Source organism: Synechococcus sp. RS9902 (genome assembly GCF_014279635.1).
In the GTDB taxonomy this organism is placed as follows: domain Bacteria; phylum Cyanobacteriota; class Cyanobacteriia; order PCC-6307; family Cyanobiaceae; genus Parasynechococcus.
In genome coordinates this window covers 1,406,042-1,429,374 of the sequence record NZ_CP047949.1, presented here as the reverse complement: position 1 = coordinate 1,429,374, position 23,333 = coordinate 1,406,042, and the positions used below count along the sequence as shown (strand labels likewise).

The window sequence follows — 23,333 nt, the reverse complement described above, 5'->3', positions numbered from 1 at the left end:
AACCTGCCTGAAGGTTAGTCATGCCCTCAAGATCTGAGGTTCAGCCGTCGCACAGGGTCACCGATTCCCGGACGAATCTCACCCTGCTCCCCCACGCCTTCGTCAATGCAGGCGGTGTGCAGCGTTAGGTCTGGAATCGCTTCACCCAACAGCTTCAGTCCAGGGCTGGCGCACAGGGCAGTGATCAGCCGCAGCCGCCGTCCATCCACACCCTTGCTCTGGAGCTCCTGCAGAAGTTTGAGGGAGGCCTCACCATCACTGATCTGATCAACAAACAGAATCACCCCGGCGTTGGCTTCGATCTCCTGTGGGCATGACCCCAGGCAGAGGCAGGAATCGGGAAGGACGGATCGTCCTCCCTGCCAAAGCTCGAGGCCTGCTGGCAGCACTGGAATGGCGATCAGCGGTACCGATGCTTCAACGAGGGTGCCTTCGGTGTCCCCATGGAGTCCGGGCACCATCTCGCGGCGATGGGGCAGCCAGTCCCGCAGGGCTTCGTAGGTGAGCCACCGGCCCAGTTCCTGCAGGGCTGTGGCGTAGAGGGCTGCAGGGGTTTCCCGATGCCGAAGCATGGTCAGCCAATGGCCGATCAGGGGATGGGGTGGAACCACCACCCGCAAGCTCATGGCCATATCGACTCGCTCCGCGGACAGTTGCCATAACGTGATTGCTCAAATTACCGGTCTCATGGGCGCCCTTCGACGTATGGCCTCGCTGCTGGCGGTGATCACGCTGGCGTTCAGCACTGTTGTTTGGGCTGAATCAGTTCAGGCCATCACCGCTCCCGAGCTGCGTGGTCAGTTCGCAGTTCAGGAGATCAGCGCGGATATGCACGGTCTTGACCTCAAGGAAAAAGAATTCCTCAAGGCCGATTTGCGCGAGGTGAATCTCAGCGGCACAGACCTGCGCGGCGCTGTGATCAACACCTCGCAACTGCAGGGGGCCGATCTCCGCGATGCCGATCTCTCCGATGTTGTGGGCTTTGCCAGCCACTTCGAGGGCGCCGATCTCCGGGGGGCCAACTTCACCAACGCGATGATGATGCAGAGCCGTTTCACTGACGCGCAGATCGACGGTGCTGATTTCACCAATGCAGTGATCGACCTTCCCCAACAGCGGGCCCTCTGCGCTCGGGCGGATGGATCCAATCCGATCAGTGGTGTCTCCACCCGTGAGAGCCTGGGCTGCCGCCCTTAATCGTCATGGCTAAGCGTCTGCCGGTTACCGTAATCACCGGATTTCTTGGGGCCGGCAAGACCACGGTGCTCCGCCATCTGCTCACCCGTGGCGGTCAGCGATTGGCCGTGATGGTCAACGAATTTGGCAGCGTTGGGCTTGATGGTGATCTGATTCGCAGCTGCGGCTTTTGTCCTGAGGAGGAGGTGGATGGCCGTTTGGTAGAGCTGAACAACGGCTGCCTCTGCTGCACGGTGCAGGACGACTTCCTGCCGACCATGGAGACGTTGCTGGAACGGGCGGATCAATTGGATGGGATCGTTGTTGAAACCAGCGGTCTCGCTTTGCCAACGCCTCTGCTTCAGGCCCTGGATTGGCCGGCCATTCGCAGCCGTGTGCATGTGAATGGTGTGGTGACGCTGGTGGATGGCGAAGCTTTGGCTGCAGGCAGCCCAGTGGCTGATGCTGAAGCGCTCGAGCGGCAACGGGCCGAGGATCCCAGCCTTGATCACCTCACAGCGATCGACGACTTGTTTGAGGATCAACTGCAGGCCGCTGACCTGGTTTTGATCAGCCGGGCTGATTGCCTGGATGCATCAGCGATGGCTGAGGTGCAGGGGCGGATCAAAGACAAAGTGCGCCCGGGTACCGCTCTGCTTCCTGTGTCTCAGGGACAGGTGGAGACATCCGTTGTGTTGGGCCTTGACCACAAGCCCCCCCCCCAGGAGGCCCACACCCATCACGACAACCACCACGACCACAGCCATGTCGACATGGTCGGCAGCAATGTGCGCGTTGAAGGGGCCTTGGACCGTCAGGCCCTCGAGCAGATGTTGCCCAGCCTCGTGAGCAATCACCAGGTGGTTCGACTCAAGGGGCGTGTATGGCTGCCCGGCAAAACGCTTCCTCTCCAGATCCAGATGGTGGGTCCGCGGTTGAACAGCTGGTTTGAAGCAGCTCCCAGCCATGCCTGGCGTCCCGACCAGGGTTGTGGTGCTGATCTAGTGGTTTTGGCCTTGAACGAGGCTGCAGCTCCGGCCCTGGAATCTGGCCTTCAGAGGCTGGTGCAGGCCACACCGGCCAAGGCCAGCCCCGCTGCAGCCACACCGGAGAGGTGAATCGGGTCTCCTTCCATTCGGCCCACAAAAAGAGCCATCACTGGTGCCGTGGCCATCAGCGTCACCCCTTCTCCAACGGGCATCGTTTGCAGCACCACCTGTTGCAACAGGATTCCCCCGTTGGTTCCCACCACGGTGGCGATCACAAGCTTCCACTGCTCCCGCTGCTTCAGGTTGGTTTGTCTCCAGATCCCCTTGAGAAAGGGAAGCAGACCTAGCCAACCGCCCAGCAATCGTATCGATGCTGTCTGCAAAGGGGTGAGGTCGCTGCTGATCAGCACATGACGGGCCAGAAAGGCTCCGCTGAGCCCACAGATCACGGCGGTGGGTGCCAACAGCAGCCCAGTGCCGAAGTCAGCAGCGATGGCTCCCTGCTTCCGTTGGCTCGTCTCTTTCGCCTGCATGGCAATGAGCACCACGGCGCTTGAAACCAAAAGCGCGCCGAGACCGTTCTTCACTCCCAAGCTGTCCCCCATCACCAGCACCCCAGCGATGCTTGCGAGCACCGGTCCACTGGCTTCAACGGTGAGGGTTCGTCGGGTGCCGAGTCGCCGCAACGCCCCGAGATAAAAGCTGTCGCCGGCCGCAATGCCGATCAAGCCGCTGATTAACAGCAGCAGAACAGAATGCACTTCGGTGTTGTGCGGAAGTGTGAGCAGAACCGGCAGAAACAGCAGGCTGGCCAAGCCGTTCTTCATGGCGTTGAGCCGGATCGCCGTGACTCGCCCTGATAGCGATCGCCAGAGTGCACTGGCTCCCGTCCAGGCCATGGCTGCTCCAAGGGCCGCCAATACACCCGTCATGGTCTGGTGTTGATCGTTGTGCAGTCTGCTGTGCAGTCGAGAACTCTGTGCACAATTCAGGAATGTGAAGCCTGGAGACGTGCACGGTGCTGGGGCAATTGCTGGAGACCCTGTCGGGGCATTGGGCGGTTCATCTTGAAAGTCGTGTTCCTCGCACGGAGCTTTATGAAGCGCGGATCGCTTCATCCAAGCCATCGCTTGGTTTTTTCATTCTTCTGATCAGCTCTGCGGTGATCGCCAGCCTCGGGCTGATCTCCAACAGCACGGCGGTTGTGATCGGGGCCATGATCGTCGCTCCGCTGATGGACCCCATCCTCAGCCTGGCTTTTGGCTTGGCCGTGAGCGATGGGAAATTGATCTGACGTTCCGCCGTCACCATTGGCTTCGGCGTTCTGGCGGTGATTGGAACCGCGGCGTTGATCAGTTTGGGACTGGGCATCAGCCATGTGCAGTCGGAGATCACCGGCCGCACGTCTCCCAACCTGATCGATCTGGGCATCGCTATCGCGGCAGCCATTGCCGGGTCGTTCTCGATGACCCGCAAGCAATTGTCGAATTCGATTGCAGGGGTGGCGATTGCTGTCGCCCTTGTGCCACCACTCTGTGTCAGCGGCATTGGCCTCACGCTCGGCTCGGAAATGGTTGCTGTGTTTGGCCGTGGAACGGTGGCGGGTCTCACCAACCAGATCGCGGAGGGATCGTTTCTGCTTTTTCTGGCGAACCTGATCGGCATCACCGTCACCAGCCTTGTGGTGTTCTTGCTGCAGCGTTACGGCTCATTCCGCAGCTGTTGGCGCAATCTTCTGGTCTGGTTGGGATTGCTCGGGCTGTTGAGCCTGCCCTTGTCATCGGCATTGCATGACTTCAGTGTGCGGCAGCAGATGGATGCGGAATTTGGTCGCTTCAAAGCAGGACAACTCAAACGTGTAGCCCTCGCGCGAGGCAACCAGAGGTTGTGGTCAAAAATTCGTCAGATGTACAGCAGCGTGAGTGTTGTTAACAACGAGGCAAGGCTGGATGTTGTGCTCAATGCACCCGAAGACATCTTGGATCAATCCTTTATGAACGATGTCAATTAGCAGATGTTGAAACGAGCCAAAGACTTCGGCTTGGATGACCTTGACGTCAACATCAGTGTGATTCCCAACCGTGTGTACAAGTTTGATAATCAGTCAATGAACTAATGCAATGGATGCTGGTTGGTGAACGGTTTGGCGATCAGCGGGATGGCGTCAAAAAAGAGTTGATCAGCTTGTTCGACAACATCCAGAGCATCGTCGCTGTGTCGCTGTTCTTCGCTTCCTCGGAGGGTTCCGTTGGTTTGAATTGATGCCGGCCAGGGCCCAACAGGGCATTGCTCCAGTACCTGAATCCCGGTTGATCAAGTTGTTCATCGATGAGCTGCACCAGCAGTGCCCCTGCCCGCTCAACGCTTTCCGTCAATCGCAAGAGATCCCGAGCGACCAACCCAAACAAGGCCTGCCCAAGTGGATTGGCTTGGCGACTGTTTCTGAAAAACCCCTCTGACGTGCGGGGAATCACCAGTCCCGGACTCCAGGCCACGACTGGTATGTCCGGACGCTGCTGGTGGATCTGCAGGGCCATCAGCAGATTGCACAGCTTGCTGTCTTTGTAGGCCTTGTCTGCATTGAACGGACTTTCTCCATCCACCATCGGCGCCCCGGGGCCCTGGCGCAGTCCCTGTAGCGAGCCCAGCCCTGCAGGCTGGCCAACCCGTCCTCCGCCGGTGGCTGGATTGTGCACCTCAGAGGCGGTGATCACGATGGCTTGGGTTTGCTCCTTCAATCCTTCAGTCAGGAGTTGATGGGCCAGGTGGTTCACCGCAAAGGTGAGTTCAATGCCCTGTGCACTCCAACGGGGGGAGCTGTAGCCGGCGTATTGCAACCCGGCATTGAGCACCAGTGCATCGAATGGCATCTCGTGATGGCGGAGTTGTTCGATCGCCTTGGCCACAGACGCAAGGTCCGCCAGATCGGCAATGCAGGTGTCAACGGAACCCGACAGAGCCGTGCGGGTTCGTTCGGCCCGTTCTGCATTGCGGCAAACAACGGTGAGTGCATCACCACGGGCCAGCAGGATTTTTGCCGCTTCAAGGCCAATGCCGCTGCTCGCACCGGTGATCAGAACGCGGCGCTGTTCAGCAGTCGTCATGGAGTTTGAACACGTAGAGATCAGCGTCCCGATCGCTCACCACGTAGATCCTTTTCCGCCCGGGATCGATGGCAACACCCTCAGGTTTGCGGATCCGTTGTGGCTTGTCTCCCGTGCTGATGGTGAGATCGAGGCGCTGGAGAACAGTGTCGCCTGCCCAGTCGTACTGGAACAGGCACCGCCCCTTGTCGCTGACGATCCAGAGGGTGTCGCTGCTGCTGTCGTAGCTCAGGCCCGAGAAATCCAGCTTCTCGGCCTTCAGTTCGGGGTGCATGAACCCTTGGCTGGCTTGCAGCATTCGTGTGGAGAGGATTGTGGTGAGTGTGGAATCCAGTTCGATCAGCAAACCGGGCTGGCGCTCTTTCACCACAACCACATGGTTGTTGCTGGTGTTCACGGTGATGCCCTCCAATCCGTTGTTGTCCGGAGGGTCTGGGAAGTGGTGCGCGATCGTGTCGTAATTGGTCATGGCTGACAGCGGGCGCCGATACCGTTCGCGCCGGCTGCTCAGATCCACCACCACCACAGAATTGCTCCGCTCCTGCACCACGAGCAGCTCGCTGTCATTTCCACGGAGTGCAATGCCTTCCAAGTCGTCGAGGCCGATGAAGAAAGAGTCACTCACCGACACCCTGCCTTTAAGATCCAAAAGAAAAATCGCCTTGGTGTCATCACTGACGGTGTACAGCGCTGATCCATCCGCGTTCAGCGTCAGTCCGGATGGTTCATTCAGGCCGAGGCCTGGGTCTCGAATCCTGTGACGGCTCAGCAGCTCAAGGCGCATCGAGGTCATCCTCATCGGGACCCGTTCCTGGTGATTCTCGAGGCATGGCTCGTTTTTGCCAGCCATCGCAGGTGAGGATGAATGGATCACGGCCAGGCGCCATGAATCGAATCGCTGTGTATTGCGGCTCCTCGAGCGGCGACTCGAGCCTGTTCAAGCTTGCTGCCACTGAGCTGGGTGCACTGATCGCCAACCACGGCATGGCCCTGGTTTACGGCGGCGCTCGCATTGGTTTGATGGGCGCTGTTGCTGATGCCGCTTTGGCGGCTGGAGGGGAGGTGATTGGGGTGATCCCCGAGGCGTTAACGCAGGATGAAGTGGTGCACTCCGGTTTGACCCATCTCGAGGTTGTGGGATCGATGCAAGAGCGCAAAGCGCGAATGCTCGATCTGGCCGATGCAGCCGTTGCCATGCCCGGAGGCCTGGGAACCCTCGACGAGTTGTTTGAGGCCTTGACCTGGGCTCAGCTTCGTTTTCATGCCAAGCCGATCGGCATGCTCAACATCGATGACTACTTCGATGCGTTGCTGAGCTTTTTGGATCAAAGCGTTTCGAAGGGCTTTCTCTCGCAGCGAAATCGCCAGCTCCTCCTGGATGCAACAACGCCAGAATTGCTGATCGATCGACTTCTCAACGCGTCCTGATGCAACGCACGGTTTTGCTTACCGGAGCCAGTCGTGGCATCGGACGTTCCATTGCCAGACGGTTGCTCAAGGATGGACACCGCCTCAGCCTTGGTCTGCGGGATCCGCAGGCTCTAAGGGGAACAGACCTAGACGTTGAGACGGTGTTGCATCACGCCTACGACGCCAGCGATCCAACCAGTGTTGAAGCATGGGTTGACAGCACCGTTCGTCACTGGGGCGCCATCGACACCGTGATCCACTGTGCGGGGATTTTGCATCGAACCCCGTTGTTGTTTGCGGATGGCGAAGAGCAGCAGCTTGATGAACTGTGGGCGATCAACGTGAAGGGGCCCTGGTGGCTGACCCGTGCGGCCTGGCCGTATCTGGTCACCAGTGGCCATGGACGAATCCAGGTGCTGGTGTCGATGAGTGGCAAACGCGTCAAAGGTCGAATGGCGGGTTATCCCGTGAGCAAATTCGCCTTGATGGGGCTCTGTCAGAGCATGCGCAATGAAGGGTGGGACAAGGGGATTCGGGTGACCGCCATCTGTCCCAGTTGGGTCAACACAGATATGGCTCGTGCGGTGACGGCCGTTGAACCTGCCGCGATGACCCAACCCGAGGATCTTGCGTCTCTCTCGAGCAGCCTGTTGTCGATCCCCAACGCCGCCGTTCCGTTCGAGTTGGCGATGAATTGCTCGCTCGAAACCTGAATCTTCAGGTGAGGACGATGTCGCCGTCAGATGATGTCGCTATGGATGACCCGGTGTCCCTGCCTTGCGATGTGTCTTCTGGCGGCGATTGGCCTGCTGGCTCCACGCCTGGTTTTGGTGTTGATGTGGTTGATCAACAGCAGTTTCGTGCTGCAGCCCTTCAGTGGCACCAGTGTTCCCAACCCGTTGCTTCCCATCCTGGGTCTGTTGTTTCTCCCCACCACAACCCTCGGCTATTGCTGGGCTGCGGCCTCGTTCGGGGGCGTGTCGTCGTTCAGTGGCCTGTTGGTGGTGTTGATAGGTTTGATCATCGACTTCGGGCTGATCGGTAATGGCCGTGGTGCTGTTCGTCGTTGAAGATCATCCCCGTGGAAAACTGCGCCATCTGCCAGCTGCATCTCGATCCCACCGCGCAAGAGCGGTACGAGATTCAGCGCTCTGAACTCTGGGTTTTGCGGCATCACCCGGACCCAGCACCCCTACCAGGTTGGCTTCTCTTGGATTCACGAAGGCACTGTTCCGGCCCCGTGGATTTCACGGCGGCCGAGGCTTCTGATTGGGGGTGCGCTGTTCGCGATGCCAGTGATCTCGTGAAACAGATCAGCGGATGCGAGCGCGTGTATGCCATTGCCTTTGGTGAGGGAGCCCAGCACCTTCATCTCCATCTCATCCCACGCCATCTGAATGAACCGGCTTCCAAAGCGTGGGCGGTTGCCGACTTGTACCGGGACATGGATCGCGGCGATCGAGCCGCCGCTGATCCTGCCGTTGTAGCGGCGATGGTGCAACGCTGTCGATCGTTGATCAGCGCCCCGGGTTGAAGCGTTTGCGCGTCTTGGTGCCGTTGGCGTTTTGCTTGAGATTGCCCAAGGGCCAGCCCAGGTGCCTGAGATGGCTCACCGTGTTCGGCGATGCGCTGAAGCAGTTTTCGCTGTAGCTGCTGGCGATACCGATCTCTTTGAGGGTGAGTAACAGCAACCTCTGCTCTCGGCGTGTACCCCGACGGCTCGCGAGAAGCACGAAGTCGCGTTCGCGAAGCTGTTCACCGATCGCATCGATGTTCTCGGAGTACCCCAAGGAGAGGGTTTGATCAATAGCGCGATAGGCGGTGTAGATCCGCCCCTCAGGATTGTTCTCGAGGGTTTGCACCCTTTCGCTCAGGGCAATCACGGCGTCCATCACCGGAGCCTGAAGCGCTTGTTCGATCTGATCAAGCTGCACGATCACAAACCTCCCACAGCCAAACGTTCATCACAGGCAGTCTCATAGGCGCGGATGGCTGCGCTGGGAATGGAGCCATTGCTCTTGAGTTGGCGCACCGACAGCTCCACGCACTGAAGTACAACGCTGGTCAGCTCACGTCCTTCGCACAGGGCCCAGCCGCGAAGAAGCACATGAAGGCTCGGTGGGACGGAGACCGTGAGCTTCACCTGGGTCTCTCGGGTGGAGGTTTTGATCATGACCCGTCTGCTGCCGGAGCATCCCCAGGGTAGCTCAAAAGACACTGCTGAGCAACTCAGGAGTATCTGTTGGGTATTTTTGGGGTTGCTTCGGCGTTGCTCCTCGGTATTGCTCGGCCCTGTGGCGTGACCGCCAGGGTGCTGCTTGCATGGCTGATTCATGGGCCACCCCGTTGAGGTGCCAGGCCTGAACCATCTGGCTGCAATTGTTGCGCCTCTATGTCGTCAATTCAGCCCTGTCTGGGCTGCCATCTTTCCTTATCCCGTTGATTCCAGTTGTCGATTGTTGATCACCCAGGCGAAGTTTTTTATGCAAAATCTGCATATCCATGGATATGATGTTGGCGTGGATTCATGGGAGCGGATGGGCGCAACTTCGGTTCAGGCTGACAAAGTTGTCAACGTCAGAATGTCTGAATCGGAGCACACTCTGTTGAAGGCCTATTGCGCTTCGTTGAACCGGAGCATGCAAGATGTGCTACGTGATTTCGCGTTAATGCAAATCCAGAAGCAACGCTTTTGTTGCCGCCTTGTGCGCTCTTTGATGGATGAGCATGGGATCGAACAAGACCCCAGAGCTCGTAAGCCTTGTTTTGGCTACGCCTGTTATTACTGCCGCCATGCAGAGTCCTGCGCGGCTGGTGAAACTGATTTGCTTTATATCCCCCGCCAGGAGATTCGTGAATTGGTTGCTGAGGAATCGGCTTATATCTTCGACTTTGACGGCAGCAGCATTGAGCCTCCCACCCAGATGGGCTGATCGGATTTCAATTGTTCAGTCACTTCACCCATCGATGCACGAGCCTTAACGTTAAGAGTTCGATCGAGGCCGTCTAGGCAGGAATCAGATTGAGTCTTGGGCGCATTTTGTGGATGTCCAGAAATCCCAGCGCAATCCCTTCAAAAATGCGGACGATTCGGCTCATAGTGACCTCGCCAAGTCGCTAATTGGGCTTGGAAGCCGGACAGAGCGATGTCCGACGCCTTGGTGTTTGACTCCTGCTTCGGCAGGGGGCAAATCCTTTTGTTTCTTAAGAAACCTGGTGATGAATCGATCTGCAGTGATTGGCCCGTCAAGGTATCTATGTGGTCGAATCGCTCCGGTGGTGCATCACCGTCGGCCACACAACATTTCCTGAATCATTTCAAGACCAACGACCGTCTAGATCGTTGATTCAGGGGGTTCAAAACGGAGAGGGTGGGATTCGAACCCTCTCATTAGTAGGCGCTAGGCCATCAATAGCACCCTCAGGCAAGTGATCCAGTAAGAAAGACTTATGAGTAGACCCCCTTGGTTTTCCGCAGGCATTGAGTGCTGCAAAACCATTTTCATTCGAAGCTTTCATCACATTTTTTAAATTTACTTAAAGGCATGCACTTAGAAATTTAATTCTATTTAGTAGAAAGCCTTTAGCCGCACTCGCAAGCAGCGTCAAGGACCAACTTAGCTTTTTGATGCTTGGACTTAGGAAAAACTGCACAAGTGTTTTTTTTAGCACTTTTAAGTCTCTGCAGGGGCTATGCATAGTGTAATAATATTTTTTTGCCTCGAAAAGAATTTGTGATTCTTTTGCGTTTTTGGGCCTTCTAGAATCCCACTTTCTCCTAAACTCCTTGTATGCTGAACGCATTCGTTGGTGATTTCTCATTCCCTGCCCAGAATGTTCACGTTTTATGTAAAGTCGGTCTGGAATGAATCCGACTTTGGATATTAATGCCATTTCGCAAAACATATTAGTGTCTTCGTGCGGCCAGAGAGCCTCATTTTCGTCCCAACCGGTTGTATGCAGATAAACTGATTTACGGTACATGGCAAAAGGTCCCATACCAGTACCGCAGAAGAAAACAACAAAAGGTGTCTCATGTTCGTAATCTCGAAGCTTTCGAGGAAATACTTTTCCTGGCGCCCATCTGTTGTATGTGCTATTGATTTCATCACCTATAGCATTAATAGTTTTTACGCCACAGCTTAATAAGCCTATATCGGGATGAGCATCTAGATATGCACTCATCTTTGAGAGGGCGGTGGCTTCTAGCTGATCATCATGGTCAAGAAACCAAATATATTCAGATGACTGGCTGGCTTGCTTGAACCCGTAGTTCCTGCTTTTAGTTGTCCCTCCATTTGTTTTCTGAAACCCAAAAATACGATTATCAAGATTAATGAAATTGGTGATAATATTTAGAGTGTTGTCAGAGCTACCATCGTCAATTAATAATAACTCCCAGTCAAGCATGTCCTGTTTAAGGACACTTTCGATGGTTTGAACTAAAAAATCTTCAGAATTATAACAAGGAACTATTATTGAGATCTTAGGCATAAGCTGTTTGCCAATGCATCTAATTTAGAGTTTTTAATAATTAAGCAATGGATATATGGCCAGTCCCGCATTTGGCCTAATGCTTGTGGGTGCCGTGATTGCCTTTCGACCTACCTGCTTGACATGCTCTGGTCCATCTGGTTGATGCTTTATTGATTGAATCGACAGGCAAGTCAGCAACTGGTTTGATTGACTTGTCCTAATAAGCAAACGTACTTGGCTGCTGTTTGGGATAGATGAGTTTCAACTCTTGAACTAGTTCAGAGAAATTCATGAAGTGTGGGGATATAAGCAACGCCTATCGTTAATCTATTGAAAAAGCCCCCAATGTGGGGCCTAAGTGTGAAAAACGGAGAGGGTGGGATTCGAACCCACGGTGCCTGTGAAGACACGCTGGTTTTCAAGACCAGAGCCATAAACCACTCGACCACCTCTCCAGGCGGGTCAATCCCTTGGATCGACTTGATTAGTCTACCCAATCGTCAACGTGGCCTGAAGTCAGTGCTGCCAATGGGTCTGCTGGACTAGGGTATTAGAAGAACAGGCTTCAAAACAGCTCGTTCCAGTACCTCGACAACTTGGCTGTAAGCGTGCCCTAAATCTTGTGTGCCCTAAAACGTGCCCTAATTGATGCACGCGGGAAAAGCAGCCCCTGCAGCTCTATTGCGGGGCTGCTTTACGAATTCTGCACCCACGCCAGTCTTCGGATTCAGTTCCTGGACCCCTAGGCCCCTTAGGGGCTAATACAGCTGTACTGGCTCAGAGGGTATGTCGGTTGATCATGCAAGCGCCGTTGCAGCGCCCACGTCGAATCCCGTTTTCCTACACGTCAAAGCAGGCATGACCGTGATCGTCACTGACACGGAAGGGGCCTGGCGTATGGCTGATGTGATTTGGGTCGATGGCGGTGCCAGGAACCCAAAGGTTCCAACGTTGTTCCAAGTGGCTGATGTCGATACCGGCGTCATCAACTGGGTCAGCGCTGACCTCGTGACTCACATCTGTCCAAGGGTCTGAATCGTTTCAACCACTGGTTTGGGGAGAAGTCTCTACCCGGTCATTCCCTGCTTGCAGCTGATGGGGCAGTTGCATCTGGGTAGCGATGAATCAAAAGTGAAAGGGCTTGGCGTGTAGCCATATGGAGTTTCATGGTCCATAGTTGGCGATTGCCTGCACCAAGCCAATGAGAGCCGTAAAACGACTAACGAACCAGCTCGACAAAGCCTTGTCCAGCTTCGACAGCTTTGGAGATGATCCGACCTCTCACGTTGAGGAAGTTTTGACGATGCTGAAGACTCCCTTGGACAGGGTCAACCTTCGCTCCCAGACAAAGCCTGAGCTGATGGAGGAAATCAAGGTGGAACGAGATCGTGCCCTCCTAAAACAAGAAATCCTTAACCGTGTGATCGCAGGCTGATTGAGTGGAAGTTGCGATTTCTAATGTGAACGCCAACTCCGGCATCACATTTTGTGGGTAGTCGGTGCTTGTGAGTCTCTTCAGCTTCTCCACCTAAACGTCGATCACGTTGGGCGTTCCATCCTCAAGAGCAGTGAGCTGAGCCTTGATAGCTTCGATCTGCTCTCGTTGCTGGTGGTTCACAACACCGGTTTGCAAGATCTTGAACGCCTCTGAGATGGCGCTCACAGCCGTGTACCCCTTCACACGCTCATCCAGTCCCAACTTGATGAGACGTTCAGCAAGCTTTGGCGCTGCTTCTGCAAAAAGCGTTTGAGCTTGTTGGAGGTTGCCTCTGATTTGTTCGTTCAGAAATGGCTCTGCCTGTGGATGCTTCCTCCACTTACGAAGGTTTCGAACATCGACACCCGCTCCAGCAGCGCAATCAATCCAAGACGCTCCAGCAGCACGCAGAACAAGCGCTTGTTGGATTTGTGGTGGCAGATCCTGTTCCTCACGGAATGGCCTGCCTCTACGTCCTTCTGGCATTTGTACAAACGCTTGGGTCATCAGCGACCAGTGATGCCCCACTGCTCTCGTGCTTGAGCGATTGCTTCGCCTGACAGTGGTGAAGCAGCAAGACGCTCCAACAAACCTTTCTGCTGGAACTCCTGAAAACGTGCTCGCACGGCTTCGTACTGAGCTTTCTCTCGTTCGCGAGTGTTTTGACGAGCACGCTCAAAAATTTCCTCGCGGATCTGGTTTGCTTGAACTGCCCACTCGTCGTAGTTGGCTGCACGCAAGGGAGCGACGTCTTCTGGAGCGATTTCACCCTTCGCTACTCGCATGGCGACATCAGCAGGAAGTGGTGCTCCATGTCCACCAAACATCGCTTGCCACAGTCGTGGGTTGTTCTCCCTGATAGCCATCTGAACCGAAAGACCTAGGTCTTCTGGTTTAGAGGGCATAGGGGGTGTAGGCGTTCCAGGGAAAAGGCTCTGGTACGTGCTGACGAAGGCTTCGATGTTGCTCATGGCTTAGGTGGCCTCTTGTTAATGAGGTTCAAAATTCCTGGGCTTTGTTTATCCTGTTGAACTTCGGGTGGTACCCCCTCTGTTCTCCATCTACGGAAAGCACGAGCTGCCCAGGCTTCAGATGATTGAGATGAGTAGGGATACAACTGCTTGCCGCATTTGTTCGCCCTGCTCATCATTGACCATTCTGCTGGTGTTAGATCCCAATCGGAATCCATACAGGTGGAAGAAATGACCGCAACTAAATCTTAACTGTCTTTATTGCTCCATGGCACCCACCTAATTGCAGTGCACTAGAATTAACTAGAGATTGCATGTTGCTGATTACTCCTTGGGTATGTATTGTTGTCTCAGTAAGTTCCCCGCGTAAAGATTTTGAAGCTAAAAACTGTAAATCCACCCCCTACATTTGTCAAGTAATAATTAGATGTCCTCACTTAAATCACATCAGCCGATCAGCATTCAGAAACCTAGTATTACTCATAATGATTGCGATTTTGCATCAGATAGTCTGTGGGTCTACCAGGTACAAAGTAGGTGACTAGTCCTCTACGTTATGGAAGAGGACAAGCCAGGCTCTGACTTGCCTCTGAACCTCGGTAACTAAATAGATCTATGAAGAAAGATCGCTTCGGTCGAGCACGTGTTCTCTCGACTGCTGAGCTTGATCTGCTTCTGGAGGCTTTACCTGAGAACCATCGCGTCTTAGCCACGTTGCTTCGACGCACTGCTGCTCGGGTGTCAGAAGGTTTGCAGCTCAAGTGGAGGTATGTCGCTGACGGCTACGTGCTGTTGACCGCTCCAACAACAAAAGGTGGAAAAAAGACAAGATCCGTTCCAATCCATCCACAACTTGCAGCCGAGTTAGCAGCTTGGAAACAAGTGGTGAATCCAGAGAACGATCCAGATCAATGGGTCTTCCCTGGTCGTAACCCTGGTGAACATCTGACAAGACGTGGTTTCGATCACGCTTTGCGGAAAGCAGCCAGTGAACTTGGCTTCGGTGGAATTTCAACGCACTCATTTAGAAGGAGTTTTCTGACTGCTTCTAGTGCTAATGGAATCCCATTAAGGACGCTCCAAGCAATTTCAGGTCACAGCGATCTGGGTGTTTTGAGTCGGTACCTCGAAGTCAGTGATCAGGCGAAGAACGACGCTGTTATGGCTGGTGCATGAGTGGTCGTGTTACCTAACTACACGAATAGGTGTATTTGGGTAACGCTTTCAGGCATCAATTTCTCCCGGTTTTTAGTTTCTGCGCATCTAATTCCATATCCCTATGTCTTTTGTATCTTCTCAGCACCAAAAGCGCACAAATGCTCAACTTGAACAATTAGCTCGTGAGGCTGAGATCGAAACCAACAGAAGACGCCTTGAAATTGTGGAATTAAGACGTCTTGACCGCCGGCAGTTCAAGGGAGAGGCTTCTGACTCTCGATAGTCACCACTAAGTCGCCATCCCTTGCATCAGCGGGGTATGGCTCATCGTGGTTTCGAGTGAATACACGCATGTGAATGGCCTCTTGCCTTCGCTTGAGGTCACTCAGACGCCTATTAAGGGCCGCCAGTTCACGTTCCAGGGTCATGGTTTTTTCTCCTGAAAAACAGGGGCCGTCAGAACGTCGAAAAACCGGGTAGCCAATGGTCTGTACTTAGTGGCTTTAGTGACACCACTGTCACCAGGGGCGCGGGTGTAGATCCATTGCGCTGCAAATGGTTTGAGCGTTTTACGTCCCAAAAAGGCGCGAACTGCTCTCACTGTTATTCCCGCTCTCGTGCGGGAACTGTCATCACGTTCCAAAGGGCAAACACCGGTGGACTCTTTTTCATGAGACGTTCCAGGGCAAACCACCTCTCGTAAGGGTGTGGTTTTTTGTCCTTTATTAGCTTCTAATCCCTGACTGCTGTTCTCCTGGAACGGATCTCGGAAAGTCCTAAACCCCCATGATTTAAGGACACTGTCCATTTGACGATGTCCTTTATTCAGAGTGGTTTGGGACATCACTTGATCTGTTGCGCTGGAACGTGTCTCAGGCATCAGAGGTGCTTTTTGGAACGGTTCAGACACCCCACTCACCTAACGAAGGCGTACTCAAACTTGGGGCGACCTGGTTTGCCGTCATTAACTCGACGACGTGCCACCCCAGTAACAGCAGCTTCTGCGTAAAGCTCAGTCAACTCACGCCTTACGGCTCTGGCTGAGTAGCTGAGGCTGAACTTGTTTGCTTCCTTCAACTCAACTCCAAGTCGTTCAACCGTGAACCACTGGTGGGGAGAGTGCCGAAGGATGCTCAGCAGCTTCGCTTTAACGGTCTTTCGAGTTTCAAGTTCATGCAGGCTTCCACCAGTGAGGTCGAAACGCAGTGACTCATCGCTGCCAGTGAGTTGAAAGTCGAAGTTCCGTTCCACCAGCATCGATCTGTCTTTCAGATACCGAAGCTGGAAGCTGTGCTCATCGTCAGCAGTACGCCACAGCACCCAAATGTCACTGGCACCGTTGACGATGTAAGACGAGCCAAACAGATCAGGGAGAGTGATTGGTCTGGGACATCCACTGTTGTCCTTGCTTGCACCCTTCTTGAGGTGGTGCGTCACCAAGATGGCCGTTCCAGTACGAGCAGCCATTTGGTTGAGGGTATAGATGTACAGACCAATCTCAGAGTCATTCATTGACTCACCGCCCCCGCTGAACAACGTTCCAAAGCTGTCCATTAGGACTGCAACGGAGTTGTGCTTCTGGATCGTCTGCTCAAGCTCTAAGAGCTTTGAAGGGTCCCAAGCCCACTGGGTGTAGACGTTGTCTTTATTGGGTGAGTAGTCCATCCGAGACCATTTCTCGGCTGAATTACGCCAGCTTTCATCTGCCTCAATGACCACGACGTGGCCTTTGATCGTTGGAAGCTGCCCAAACAGAGGCGAGCCATTGGAGATTGCTTCTGAGATGGCCCAGAGGAGTGCTGTCTTTCCACAACCGCCTTCAGCGGCAATGATTGACACCGCTCCAGCCATCAAGAAACGATCAACCACTGCTCGTTCTTCAGAAGCTGCTGCTGCTCGTTTGACGGCATCAACGCTGTCGAGCTGAACGTTTTCGTCGCTCTGCTCAACCAGCAGGGTGTGCATCAAAGACTTGTACTCCTTGTCAGCGATGCCCAGATCCTTTCTGAGCTTCTGGTGGGCTAAACGGCGTTGCGTAGGGCTAGCCATCAACTTGATGGAATCCCACGCTGCAGAGACCTTCTTGAGGTTGCGCTGGCTCTCATGCTCAAGCTCATCCTGCGCCTCAAACGCTGGATCTAGGAGTCCTTTGGCTTCTCTGAAGTGCTTGAGCCTCTGAACTGCCGAGAGGTAATAGCGGCTGATCTTTGGAGCGTTGAACCGATTCTTGTAGTTGGTGGCGTCCTCATACGACACACCATCTACTTTGCGTCTGATGACGAGTGGAAACTTCCCACGTCGCAAGATGAGCCGAGCCTTGAACTCCTCGATGTCTTCAATGACTTGAGGGTCTGAGTGCTGGAACTGCTCTCGACCATTCTCAATACAACGTTGGTTGTACTGAGAGTTGTCGTTGTCGAAGTGGGATTGAAGGGCAAGCCAAAGGTCTACACACTCCCAGTCCCGTTGCTTCCATTCGATCGAATCTCGATCAATGAGAGACCAGTCCTGGGTTAGAGCCTGAGCTTCGTACCAAGCCACACCCGCAGGTTCATCTGTAGGTGGCACAAACTCTTCAGCCATCATTTCGGCTGCGGAGAATCCACCTGCGTGAACTGGTGGCTTAAACGCGTCTATGTCTCCCCAGTGGGCAAGCAAGAGCATTTCAGCTCTGAGTACCCATCGCGAGATGTCGATTTTTGGAGGACGTAGCTCGTGAACAGATGTCATGATGTGTCTGGATCAGATGGAGGCCCCTTTCCCTTCAGGGGCCTTTTTCATGTCAGAAACCGTCTGGGTCGTAGCCAATCTCTTGGCACGCCTCATGAAGCATCCGACGTATCAGCTGAGCAGGATCTCGACCTTCAGTAAGAGCAACCGTTCGAATAAAAACGGCGAGCCGTTTCTACACTCGAAAGGTGATCTGATCTGCAAGTGGGGCTCCTAATTTCTCCCGCTGGTAGTAATCCAATTCGGAATGTCTACTCATCTTTCACAACGTATGAGAAACCATTCGTGTGCACTACATCGCCTTGCAAATCCTGTTCGGCTTTGTGCAGCCTTGTGCAATTAAGGAGCTGAAGACGTAGTGGAGGGTCAATCGCCCACGCCCGAAACAGCTCAAGACACGCATCCACGTCGTACAAGAACCCTGCATTACGCCAGGGACCTTGCCGACACCAATGCGTTCCAGCCTTCAAAAGACCCTCACGTCTGTATCGGTGGAGCGTGTTGCGGTGCAGGTGTAATTCCTTGGCTGCCTGTGCTGTCGGAAGCAATCTCATTGGAGTTGCTCCCGGTAATAGCTGATCCAGCCATTGAGGATGTGACGTCGCTTTCGGGCGATACGTCTCACCTCCTCACTCAGCTCCATGTCGTTGATCTCGCCTTGAACTTCTTCAAGCCGATACAACGCATGAGCCAGCGCCTGAGGCATCCGGTATTTCAGCTCGGGGTAATACTCGAACTGAGTTGGACTGATGAGGTCCGTTCCAGAAAAACCGATTCGATAGTCGCGGTAGGTCATACCAACCCCCTGACATCAGCAATGGCGTCTTGGCGGTGGTATTCCCAGTCAGTTCTTTGCCCTCGTTTGATGGCACGGGTGCTGCTGGAACGGAACCGACCATCGTTTCGATAGGCGGTAATCGTTTGGCTGCTAACACCAAGAAGACGTGCCAGCTCACGTGGAGGAATCCACGGACTGACCGATTCAGGTGATTTCTCAATCAGCAGATTGAGGTCGTGACGCATCTGCCGAACTTCGGCAGTCAGCGTCTGTAGAAGCGAGTCGCTCATTTCTGGGGACGGTCTTTATCCCCTTGTGCTGCGCGATGCGATCTAGCGCTGGTATCTCCAGCATCGAGAAGTCCCAAATAGCGTTTGGATTACGCCTCTCGATGAACTCCACTGCCTCAGACGCAGGAAATCCACAGTCCTTAGGGACTGCGACTTTCTTGCTTTTGACGTTGGCGTAACGGTTCGCTTTCTTGCCCACTTGCACAGAGGGGTGTGAACAGTGACCGTCAATCCACTTCTCGTTTCCGAGGCAGTCAGCTGGAGAAATGATTCCAGAGCAACACGGTTTCCCTGAGTTGCTGTCAGTTAGAACCTACACCATATGTAGTGGGTTCGCACGGGGTTGACCCCAGTGCTATCTTTTTTGCACTGGACGAAATCCCGCTTCGGCGTGGGTCTGGTTTCCGCTTCGGCGATGAAGAACTTCCCGTAAACCAGTCACTCCCAATCGGGAGTTAGCCCCACATGTCTGCACAATCGAAGAGCGTTCCAGGTGCCGGTACAACCGAGCGCCAAGAGGATTGGTCTACCGCCACAGTTATCAGCGATTACATCAACGACGGAACTCTGTCGCGACGTAAGCGTCGGTATTTGGCTGGAGAAATGACTCGTGTGCTGATTCATCTCGGCAGCTACGAGACACACTCAACGCCTTGGATCGCCCCATCACACATCTGTGAGGCTCTTGATCTAGAGCCTGGCTCGTACTGGATTCAGTGCGGTTGCAGAGTCTTAGACACCCTCAAGGTCCCTTACTACGACAACGAAGACATGCCGGACGTTGAAGATCCGTGGATGCATGACATCTGCACGATCCTCATGAACCTTGAGCATGTCATTGGCGTCATGGATGACGAGGGTGTCATTCGCAAGCCACACGAAATTGCTCGTGTTGTCGAATCCTTCTGATCAGCTCGCCAGTCGCGCCGCTTGTTCCTCCATGTCTCGCTTCTCAATCGCAGTCGCGTAGGTAGAGGTGTGGAGCGCCACCGAGTGACCTGCTGATCTTGCAGCAAGCGCATCACTGAACTTCGGTTCGGTGATGGAGCGGATGCACCAGCTATGCCGAACGTTCTTGTTCGAGAGCTTGGTGCTTCCATTCCAACGCTTCTGGAGCCATTTGTTGAACATGTCGGTTTGGCTCTTGGCAGCGTCGCTGTCGTAGTCCTCACCAGCGTTGATTTCAAAAGGTTTTTCAACGTTCAGCAGGTCCAACCGTTCCACCAAATCAAACGGCAGTGCGATTGCCGTTCTTGGCTTTGGATCGAACCCCTTCTGCTTCAGCGTCAGCACTGATGCAGTTTTTCCATCACTGCTTGGAACCAGCGAATACACCTCGCTGACTCGGCATCCGTAAACGACCAACGCAGCGAAGCACCAACCGAAGCGCCCGTCATGCCGATGCTTTTCAGCAAAGGCGAACAGCTCTTCATCAGTTGGCAGCTTCGGAACCTTGGCGACGTATTTGGTGTGAACCTTCTCCAGCTTCTTGATGCCAGGGAGGTCAGCGAATTTCGCTAGCGCCTTGGCTTTCTGGCAGAACTCATGCCTTGGCTTGCTTCCAGCCTTGGTGGTCTTCGCCACTTCCACCAGAAGATCAACAGTCAGAAGGTCCTTCTGGTTTGCGATCCGATTGAACTGAACCTCGTAGGCGTACCAAGAACGCTTGGCTTGGGATTTCTGGGCTGTGGTGTCGAGAGTCTTGTCATCCCACCAATGGACCTTGAAGCGTTGGACCCATGCCTCAACGGTCTGGCTTTCGGTCTGAACCTCTGCTCTCGATTGCACCTCTTTCGGTGCTGTGAGCCAGTTGGACCAGTCAAACGATCCAAGAGATTTCTCAGCCGCGAGTTTCTGAGCGAGTTTTATGCATCGCTTTAGTCCTAGAGCGTTGGCATCACATCCGGTGGGTACGTCGTATTGGGTGAGATTTTGGCTGCCATCTTTTGCTGGCAATACTGATCTGAGGCAGAGCTTGTTTCTTCTCTGCCGGATCGTGACGCCAGCCTTGCTGTTCTTGAGAACAACGTTGGACTGCTTGAGCTGCTCCGATATGTCCTCCAACTGGAGCGTGCCCTAAAAACGTGCCCTAAAAGCTACCGGGTGAAGACCTACTGGCAACCGGTAGACGAGTCAGATCCAGGTTCTAACGCTCCAGAGAAAACGCCGAGATCCATTGCAGCGCAATAAAAAAGCCCCGCGATCACGGGGCTCAAATCTTTTGGTCAAATTCTTGGAGTTTCAGTCGTCAGTGGTTTTCAAGACCAGAGCCATAAACTACTTGACCACCTCTCCAGAGGGTGTCAGGTGCCCCGCAGGACACCTGACAACTGTATCGGGACGTGCTCCCAGTTCAGTTTTCCGGCTTGGCCAGAGGCAACAGACACTTATCGGAATCACATCCGGCCGGGCCCGCTTCGGTCAGCTCGCCCTGGTCATAACGCTGCAGTGCTTCAAAGAAATCACTGCTGACGCGACGCTTCACCACAGCTGATTGCAGCTCCTCGTAGGTGGCTGCATCGATCGGCTCAAAGGGCAGTCGGGGGAAGGTGGCATTGGCATCGAAGCGGGCCAGAAGTGCTGCTGAGATGTAGCCCTCGCCCTTCTCCATGGCTTGATGCAGAGCATCAGCCAAAAGTTCGATTTCGTGCTCGCGGAATTCGATGGTGGCGGAGGTGTTGTGGGCGGTGTAATGCCGCTGCACCTGCATGTAGAAATCGAATTGCGCCATCGCACTGAAGCCGTTGATGTCAACGGCATCAGCACCGGGCAGGTTGGCCCAGCTCACCTCGGTGGGAATCTCCACCAGCCATTCGGTGCAGCGGGGATCGAAGGGGTCATTCAGCAGACGGCCTTCCTCATCCTTGTCGGACTGGGAGGGAACGATGGTGTAGCCGTAGTCCATGCAGGCCATGGCTACGGGGTCGTTCTTGCGGAAGGTGATCCGACGGATGAAGCGCTGAGCTTTGGGCGGATGCCAGCCGGGGGCAGCACCGGTGAGCAGGCTCTTGGTGCCAGCAGGCTGCACGGTTGTGCAGCGGTTGGGACGACGCAGGCCATGACGGTCGCAGTAGTCCCAGACCGTTTGATTGACGATCTCCTTCCAACGGCTCAGGTAAGCGGCTTCCTGCTCCTTAAAGCGCAGACCCTCCTCGGTGTCAGGCCGGCCAGCCTCCCACCAGCTCAGCCATTCCGTGCCGAAGGCATGGACGAAAAAGTCGAACAGACCGGTGAAGCTGACGCCAACGATCGGGTCCCATTCACGGCTCTGGCGGTAGCGCTCCACTTCAAAGCGATGGTTGAGCAGACAAGCAACCGAGAGGGCACCTGCACGGAAGGCATCGGCCTGTCCTTCCTCGTCGCTAGGGTCGATCTGGTTGAGGTGCACCTCGGCCAGATTGCAGTGGAAATCGGCACCCAGAATCTCGCCGCAGGGATTCAAGCCGTAACGGCTGAGGCGGTGCTCCAGCTCGTCGGCGCCGATGGGGCCGTGGTTGTCGGACAGCCAACGCCCCGCTTCCTCACAACCCTGTTCGCAGTAGATCTCAATGAATTCCGTTCGCAGCTCAGGGGTGGTGAGCAGATCGGCATTGGAGCGAGCGATCGCTTCGGGAGCGAACTGGATCGCGCCTTCGCCGGAGTGGAACTGCTTGGTCACCGCTGCGTGCACAACGTCCTTGCTGGGACGGGTGTGATACACACGGGTGTGGTTGGCCATCCGCAACGCATCACGCTCGGGGTCGATCCTCCAGTTGCCCTCCTCGTCTTGCTGCCAGAGGTTGTCCTTGGAGGACGCAGCCGCCTGGTCGTCCGAAGCAAACTGGCGCATGCCGGCGCTGCGGCGGATGTTTCCAGCCACGATCGTGACGGCGGCTTCGTCGATCAGAAGGCAGCACTCGACTGAGGTGAGCCGACGGCCCTGGGCCTTGTTCAGCAGCCGAGCAACGCGCCCGTAGAGATCCTTCAGCTTGACGGGGTTGGCCATGCCGCCGAAACCCTTCAGCGTTTCCCCAACCGGCCGCACATCGCTGAGGTCCACCTCGATCTGAATCGGCCCTCCGTTGAACCGTTCATCGCTGCTGAGCTCGAGCATCAGCTGGTAGCTGTCCACCCAGCCGCGACGGGTGTCACCCACCTTGATGGTCACCTTGTTGCCATCAATGCTGTGGGTGCAGTCGTCCTGGCGCTCAGCGGCAGGAGTGATGCCGATTTCGCTGACGCTGAGAACTTCAAAGCTGTTGCGAACCACCGGAAGCCGGTCGATCAGGTGCGGCTCGATGATGGCTCCGGTGCCACAGCCCATCATCGCCAGGTCCATCATCAGACCAAAGGCTTGCCAATCCACCAGGTTGGTGGATGTGCAGTTGTAGGAACCCGAGAAGTTTTCGGGCTGCTCGATCCAGCGGGTGCCACCGATCCAGAGCCAGCGGCCGGAGGGAAGAGCTTTTTTCTCGGCCTGCATGCGAGCCAGCAGGGCAACTTCCGCATCGTTGAGGTTGCCCAATTGACGCAGGCCTTCCAGGTTTCGCGCGCCCACCTGACTCCAGCTCTCACGGCCGCTGGGGGTTTTGCGGCTGTAGGTGCGATAGAAGACCGGGTTGGCAGCAGGAGCGGTTGCGGGGAAGTCGCCGAACCCGGCGACAGCTCCCGCAGAGGTCTCCACACGATTTGGAGTGAGGGTCACGTGCGGTGCTGGGGCGAAGGACAAGTATCGAAACCCTAACGCCACAGATGGGGGTAGCAAGGTCTCTTTACCACCATCAACAGTGTCCCG

The 23,333-nt window shown here is 54.9% G+C and carries 28 protein-coding genes and 1 tRNA gene; 13 read left to right on the top strand and 16 right to left on the bottom strand.

The features are described 5' to 3' along the window. Window positions 1–26: 26 nt before the first annotated feature. A complete protein-coding gene (locus SynRS9902_RS07860; protein ID WP_186508711.1) occupies window positions 27–632 on the bottom strand; it encodes a uracil phosphoribosyltransferase in 606 nt (201 codons plus the stop codon). A gap of 73 nt (window positions 633–705) precedes the next feature. On the opposite strand from SynRS9902_RS07860, the gene SynRS9902_RS07855 reads away from it, so the two are divergent. Together SynRS9902_RS07855 and cobW are read left to right on the top strand one after the other, a co-directional pair. After that, window positions 706–1,197, top strand: a complete 492-nt coding sequence (locus SynRS9902_RS07855) for a pentapeptide repeat-containing protein (protein WP_244273103.1) — start codon at window positions 706–708, stop codon at window positions 1,195–1,197. Between the two features lie 5 nt (window positions 1,198–1,202). Beyond that, window positions 1,203–2,294: a cobalamin biosynthesis protein CobW gene (gene cobW / locus SynRS9902_RS07850; RefSeq protein WP_186508710.1), complete on the top strand. Its 1,092-nt coding sequence runs from the start codon at window positions 1,203–1,205 to the stop codon at window positions 2,292–2,294. On the opposite strand, the gene SynRS9902_RS07845 is transcribed toward cobW, so the two are convergent. Beyond that, a complete protein-coding gene (locus SynRS9902_RS07845; protein WP_186508709.1) occupies window positions 2,231–3,097 on the bottom strand; it encodes an EamA family transporter in 867 nt (288 codons plus the stop codon). The genes cobW and SynRS9902_RS07845 overlap by 64 nt on opposite strands. Before the next feature lie 86 nt (window positions 3,098–3,183). On the opposite strand from SynRS9902_RS07845, the gene SynRS9902_RS13850 reads away from it, so the two are divergent. Together SynRS9902_RS13850 and SynRS9902_RS13845 are read left to right on the top strand one after the other, a co-directional pair. Further along, complete coding sequence (locus SynRS9902_RS13850; RefSeq protein ID WP_370586290.1) at window positions 3,184–3,459, top strand: hypothetical protein; 276 nt, start codon at window positions 3,184–3,186, stop codon at window positions 3,457–3,459. Between the two features lie 36 nt (window positions 3,460–3,495). Then, complete coding sequence (locus tag SynRS9902_RS13845) at window positions 3,496–4,176, top strand: DUF389 domain-containing protein (protein WP_370586289.1); 681 nt, start codon at window positions 3,496–3,498, stop codon at window positions 4,174–4,176. A gap of 139 nt (window positions 4,177–4,315) precedes the next feature. Here SynRS9902_RS13845 and SynRS9902_RS07835 read toward each other — a convergent pair whose 3' ends face one another. Together SynRS9902_RS07835 and SynRS9902_RS07830 are read right to left on the bottom strand one after the other, a co-directional pair. Beyond that, the gene (locus tag SynRS9902_RS07835) at window positions 4,316–5,269 is read right to left on the bottom strand and encodes an SDR family NAD(P)-dependent oxidoreductase (protein WP_186508708.1); all 954 of its coding nucleotides are present in this window, start codon (window positions 5,267–5,269) and stop codon (window positions 4,316–4,318) included. After that, window positions 5,256–6,068: an SdiA-regulated domain-containing protein gene (locus SynRS9902_RS07830; RefSeq protein WP_255446071.1), complete on the bottom strand. Its 813-nt coding sequence runs from the start codon at window positions 6,066–6,068 to the stop codon at window positions 5,256–5,258. The genes SynRS9902_RS07835 and SynRS9902_RS07830 overlap by 14 nt, the downstream gene beginning before the upstream one ends. A gap of 86 nt (window positions 6,069–6,154) precedes the next feature. Here SynRS9902_RS07830 and SynRS9902_RS07825 point away from each other — a divergent pair, with 86 nt between their 5' ends. The 4 genes from SynRS9902_RS07825 (at window position 6,155) to SynRS9902_RS13840 (ending at window position 8,213) form a co-directional block, all read left to right on the top strand. Then, window positions 6,155–6,697: a TIGR00730 family Rossman fold protein gene (locus SynRS9902_RS07825; protein WP_255446070.1), complete on the top strand. Its 543-nt coding sequence runs from the start codon at window positions 6,155–6,157 to the stop codon at window positions 6,695–6,697. Next, complete coding sequence (locus SynRS9902_RS07820; protein ID WP_186508707.1) at window positions 6,697–7,392, top strand: SDR family NAD(P)-dependent oxidoreductase; 696 nt, start codon at window positions 6,697–6,699, stop codon at window positions 7,390–7,392. The genes SynRS9902_RS07825 and SynRS9902_RS07820 overlap by 1 nt, the downstream gene beginning before the upstream one ends. A gap of 69 nt (window positions 7,393–7,461) precedes the next feature. Next, complete coding sequence (locus tag SynRS9902_RS07815; RefSeq protein ID WP_115009267.1) at window positions 7,462–7,749, top strand: hypothetical protein; 288 nt, start codon at window positions 7,462–7,464, stop codon at window positions 7,747–7,749. Between the two features lie 170 nt (window positions 7,750–7,919). Next, a complete protein-coding gene (locus SynRS9902_RS13840; RefSeq protein WP_370586288.1) occupies window positions 7,920–8,213 on the top strand; it encodes a hypothetical protein in 294 nt (97 codons plus the stop codon). On the opposite strand, the gene SynRS9902_RS07805 is transcribed toward SynRS9902_RS13840, so the two are convergent. Both SynRS9902_RS07805 and SynRS9902_RS07800 read right to left on the bottom strand, forming a co-directional pair. Then, window positions 8,197–8,613 carry a hypothetical protein gene (locus tag SynRS9902_RS07805; protein WP_370586287.1) on the bottom strand — a complete coding sequence of 139 codons (417 nt, stop codon included), beginning with the start codon at window positions 8,611–8,613 and terminating at the stop codon, window positions 8,197–8,199. The genes SynRS9902_RS13840 and SynRS9902_RS07805 overlap by 17 nt on opposite strands. Window positions 8,614–8,615: 2 nt before the next feature. Continuing rightward, a complete protein-coding gene (locus tag SynRS9902_RS07800) occupies window positions 8,616–8,852 on the bottom strand; it encodes a hypothetical protein (RefSeq protein ID WP_186508706.1) in 237 nt (78 codons plus the stop codon). Between the two features lie 160 nt (window positions 8,853–9,012). Between SynRS9902_RS07800 and SynRS9902_RS07795 the strand changes: the two genes are divergently transcribed. Continuing rightward, window positions 9,013–9,612: a hypothetical protein gene (locus SynRS9902_RS07795; protein ID WP_186508705.1), complete on the top strand. Its 600-nt coding sequence runs from the start codon at window positions 9,013–9,015 to the stop codon at window positions 9,610–9,612. Window positions 9,613–10,216: 604 nt separating this feature from the next. Here the strand turns inward: SynRS9902_RS07795 and SynRS9902_RS07790 are convergent. Then, window positions 10,217–11,173 carry a glycosyltransferase family 2 protein gene (locus SynRS9902_RS07790; RefSeq protein WP_186508704.1) on the bottom strand — a complete coding sequence of 319 codons (957 nt, stop codon included), beginning with the start codon at window positions 11,171–11,173 and terminating at the stop codon, window positions 10,217–10,219. 350 nt (window positions 11,174–11,523) lie between these two features. Then, window positions 11,524–11,610: transfer RNA gene (locus SynRS9902_RS07785), tRNA-Ser, on the bottom strand. Window positions 11,611–11,941: 331 nt separating this feature from the next. Here SynRS9902_RS07785 and SynRS9902_RS07780 point away from each other — a divergent pair. Further along, complete coding sequence (locus SynRS9902_RS07780; RefSeq protein WP_186508703.1) at window positions 11,942–12,190, top strand: DUF3104 domain-containing protein; 249 nt, start codon at window positions 11,942–11,944, stop codon at window positions 12,188–12,190. Between the two features lie 142 nt (window positions 12,191–12,332). Continuing rightward, window positions 12,333–12,590, top strand: coding sequence for a hypothetical protein (locus SynRS9902_RS07775; protein ID WP_255446069.1), 258 nt, complete (start codon window positions 12,333–12,335; stop codon window positions 12,588–12,590). Window positions 12,591–12,683: 93 nt separating this feature from the next. Here the strand turns inward: SynRS9902_RS07775 and SynRS9902_RS07770 are convergent, their stop codons facing one another. After that, window positions 12,684–13,139 carry a hypothetical protein gene (locus SynRS9902_RS07770; protein ID WP_186508702.1) on the bottom strand — a complete coding sequence of 152 codons (456 nt, stop codon included), beginning with the start codon at window positions 13,137–13,139 and terminating at the stop codon, window positions 12,684–12,686. Continuing rightward, the gene (locus tag SynRS9902_RS07765; protein WP_186508701.1) at window positions 13,139–13,603 is read right to left on the bottom strand and encodes a hypothetical protein; all 465 of its coding nucleotides are present in this window, start codon (window positions 13,601–13,603) and stop codon (window positions 13,139–13,141) included. Before SynRS9902_RS07765 ends, SynRS9902_RS07770 begins: the two co-directional genes overlap by 1 nt. Before the next feature lie 615 nt (window positions 13,604–14,218). Here SynRS9902_RS07765 and SynRS9902_RS07760 point away from each other — a divergent pair. Beyond that, window positions 14,219–14,779: a site-specific integrase gene (locus SynRS9902_RS07760; RefSeq protein WP_186508699.1), complete on the top strand. Its 561-nt coding sequence runs from the start codon at window positions 14,219–14,221 to the stop codon at window positions 14,777–14,779. Between the two features lie 406 nt (window positions 14,780–15,185). Here the strand turns inward: SynRS9902_RS07760 and SynRS9902_RS07755 are convergent, their stop codons facing one another. The 4 genes from SynRS9902_RS07755 to SynRS9902_RS07740 form a co-directional block, all read right to left on the bottom strand. Next, a complete protein-coding gene (locus SynRS9902_RS07755; protein WP_186508697.1) occupies window positions 15,186–15,671 on the bottom strand; it encodes a hypothetical protein in 486 nt (161 codons plus the stop codon). A gap of 5 nt (window positions 15,672–15,676) precedes the next feature. After that, the gene (locus SynRS9902_RS07750) at window positions 15,677–17,491 is read right to left on the bottom strand and encodes an AAA family ATPase (RefSeq protein WP_186508695.1); all 1,815 of its coding nucleotides are present in this window, start codon (window positions 17,489–17,491) and stop codon (window positions 15,677–15,679) included. Between the two features lie 550 nt (window positions 17,492–18,041). Beyond that, complete coding sequence (locus SynRS9902_RS07745) at window positions 18,042–18,287, bottom strand: hypothetical protein (protein ID WP_186508693.1); 246 nt, start codon at window positions 18,285–18,287, stop codon at window positions 18,042–18,044. Then, window positions 18,284–18,559 carry a hypothetical protein gene (locus SynRS9902_RS07740; protein WP_186508691.1) on the bottom strand — a complete coding sequence of 92 codons (276 nt, stop codon included), beginning with the start codon at window positions 18,557–18,559 and terminating at the stop codon, window positions 18,284–18,286. Before SynRS9902_RS07740 ends, SynRS9902_RS07745 begins: the two co-directional genes overlap by 4 nt. A 465-nt stretch (window positions 18,560–19,024) precedes the next feature. Here SynRS9902_RS07740 and SynRS9902_RS07735 point away from each other — a divergent pair, with 465 nt between their 5' ends. Further along, complete coding sequence (locus SynRS9902_RS07735; protein ID WP_186508689.1) at window positions 19,025–19,468, top strand: hypothetical protein; 444 nt, start codon at window positions 19,025–19,027, stop codon at window positions 19,466–19,468. Here SynRS9902_RS07735 and SynRS9902_RS07730 read toward each other — a convergent pair whose 3' ends face one another. Continuing rightward, entirely contained in the window at window positions 19,469–20,347 is an 879-nt protein-coding gene (locus tag SynRS9902_RS07730) for a hypothetical protein (RefSeq protein WP_222929448.1), read from the bottom strand. Window positions 20,348–20,912: 565 nt separating this feature from the next. After that, complete coding sequence (gene nrdJ / locus SynRS9902_RS07725) at window positions 20,913–23,243, bottom strand: ribonucleoside-triphosphate reductase, adenosylcobalamin-dependent (protein WP_186508685.1); 2,331 nt, start codon at window positions 23,241–23,243, stop codon at window positions 20,913–20,915. Between the last annotated feature and the right edge of the window lie 90 nt (window positions 23,244–23,333).

What these genes read in the sequence shown, in the direction of transcription:
- SynRS9902_RS07855 (WP_244273103.1), top strand. Translation starts at nt 706, where the DNA reads ATGGCCTCGCTGCTGGCGGTGATCACGCTGGCGTTCAGCACTGTTGTT.
- SynRS9902_RS07760 (WP_186508699.1), top strand. Translation starts at nt 14,219, where the DNA reads ATGAAGAAAGATCGCTTCGGTCGAGCACGTGTTCTCTCGACTGCTGAG.
- SynRS9902_RS07815 (WP_115009267.1), top strand. Translation starts at nt 7,462, where the DNA reads ATGTGTCTTCTGGCGGCGATTGGCCTGCTGGCTCCACGCCTGGTTTTG.
- SynRS9902_RS07830 (WP_255446071.1), bottom strand. Translation starts at nt 6,068, where the DNA reads ATGAGGATGACCTCGATGCGCCTTGAGCTGCTGAGCCGTCACAGGATT.
- SynRS9902_RS07745 (WP_186508693.1), bottom strand. Translation starts at nt 18,287, where the DNA reads ATGACCTACCGCGACTATCGAATCGGTTTTTCTGGAACGGACCTCATC.
- SynRS9902_RS07740 (WP_186508691.1), bottom strand. Translation starts at nt 18,559, where the DNA reads ATGAGCGACTCGCTTCTACAGACGCTGACTGCCGAAGTTCGGCAGATG.
- SynRS9902_RS07765 (WP_186508701.1), bottom strand. Translation starts at nt 13,603, where the DNA reads ATGAGCAACATCGAAGCCTTCGTCAGCACGTACCAGAGCCTTTTCCCT.
- SynRS9902_RS07780 (WP_186508703.1), top strand. Translation starts at nt 11,942, where the DNA reads ATGTCGGTTGATCATGCAAGCGCCGTTGCAGCGCCCACGTCGAATCCC.
- SynRS9902_RS07845 (WP_186508709.1), bottom strand. Translation starts at nt 3,097, where the DNA reads ATGACGGGTGTATTGGCGGCCCTTGGAGCAGCCATGGCCTGGACGGGA.
- SynRS9902_RS07800 (WP_186508706.1), bottom strand. Translation starts at nt 8,852, where the DNA reads ATGATCAAAACCTCCACCCGAGAGACCCAGGTGAAGCTCACGGTCTCC.
- SynRS9902_RS07770 (WP_186508702.1), bottom strand. Translation starts at nt 13,139, where the DNA reads ATGACCCAAGCGTTTGTACAAATGCCAGAAGGACGTAGAGGCAGGCCA.
- SynRS9902_RS07750 (WP_186508695.1), bottom strand. Translation starts at nt 17,491, where the DNA reads ATGACATCTGTTCACGAGCTACGTCCTCCAAAAATCGACATCTCGCGA.
- cobW (WP_186508710.1), top strand. Translation starts at nt 1,203, where the DNA reads ATGGCTAAGCGTCTGCCGGTTACCGTAATCACCGGATTTCTTGGGGCC.
- SynRS9902_RS07790 (WP_186508704.1), bottom strand. Translation starts at nt 11,173, where the DNA reads ATGCCTAAGATCTCAATAATAGTTCCTTGTTATAATTCTGAAGATTTT.
- SynRS9902_RS07820 (WP_186508707.1), top strand. Translation starts at nt 6,697, where the DNA reads ATGCAACGCACGGTTTTGCTTACCGGAGCCAGTCGTGGCATCGGACGT.
- SynRS9902_RS07835 (WP_186508708.1), bottom strand. Translation starts at nt 5,269, where the DNA reads ATGACGACTGCTGAACAGCGCCGCGTTCTGATCACCGGTGCGAGCAGC.
- SynRS9902_RS07735 (WP_186508689.1), top strand. Translation starts at nt 19,025, where the DNA reads ATGTCTGCACAATCGAAGAGCGTTCCAGGTGCCGGTACAACCGAGCGC.
- SynRS9902_RS07795 (WP_186508705.1), top strand. Translation starts at nt 9,013, where the DNA reads ATGGGCCACCCCGTTGAGGTGCCAGGCCTGAACCATCTGGCTGCAATT.
- SynRS9902_RS07825 (WP_255446070.1), top strand. Translation starts at nt 6,155, where the DNA reads ATGAATCGAATCGCTGTGTATTGCGGCTCCTCGAGCGGCGACTCGAGC.
- SynRS9902_RS07860 (WP_186508711.1), bottom strand. Translation starts at nt 632, where the DNA reads ATGGCCATGAGCTTGCGGGTGGTGGTTCCACCCCATCCCCTGATCGGC.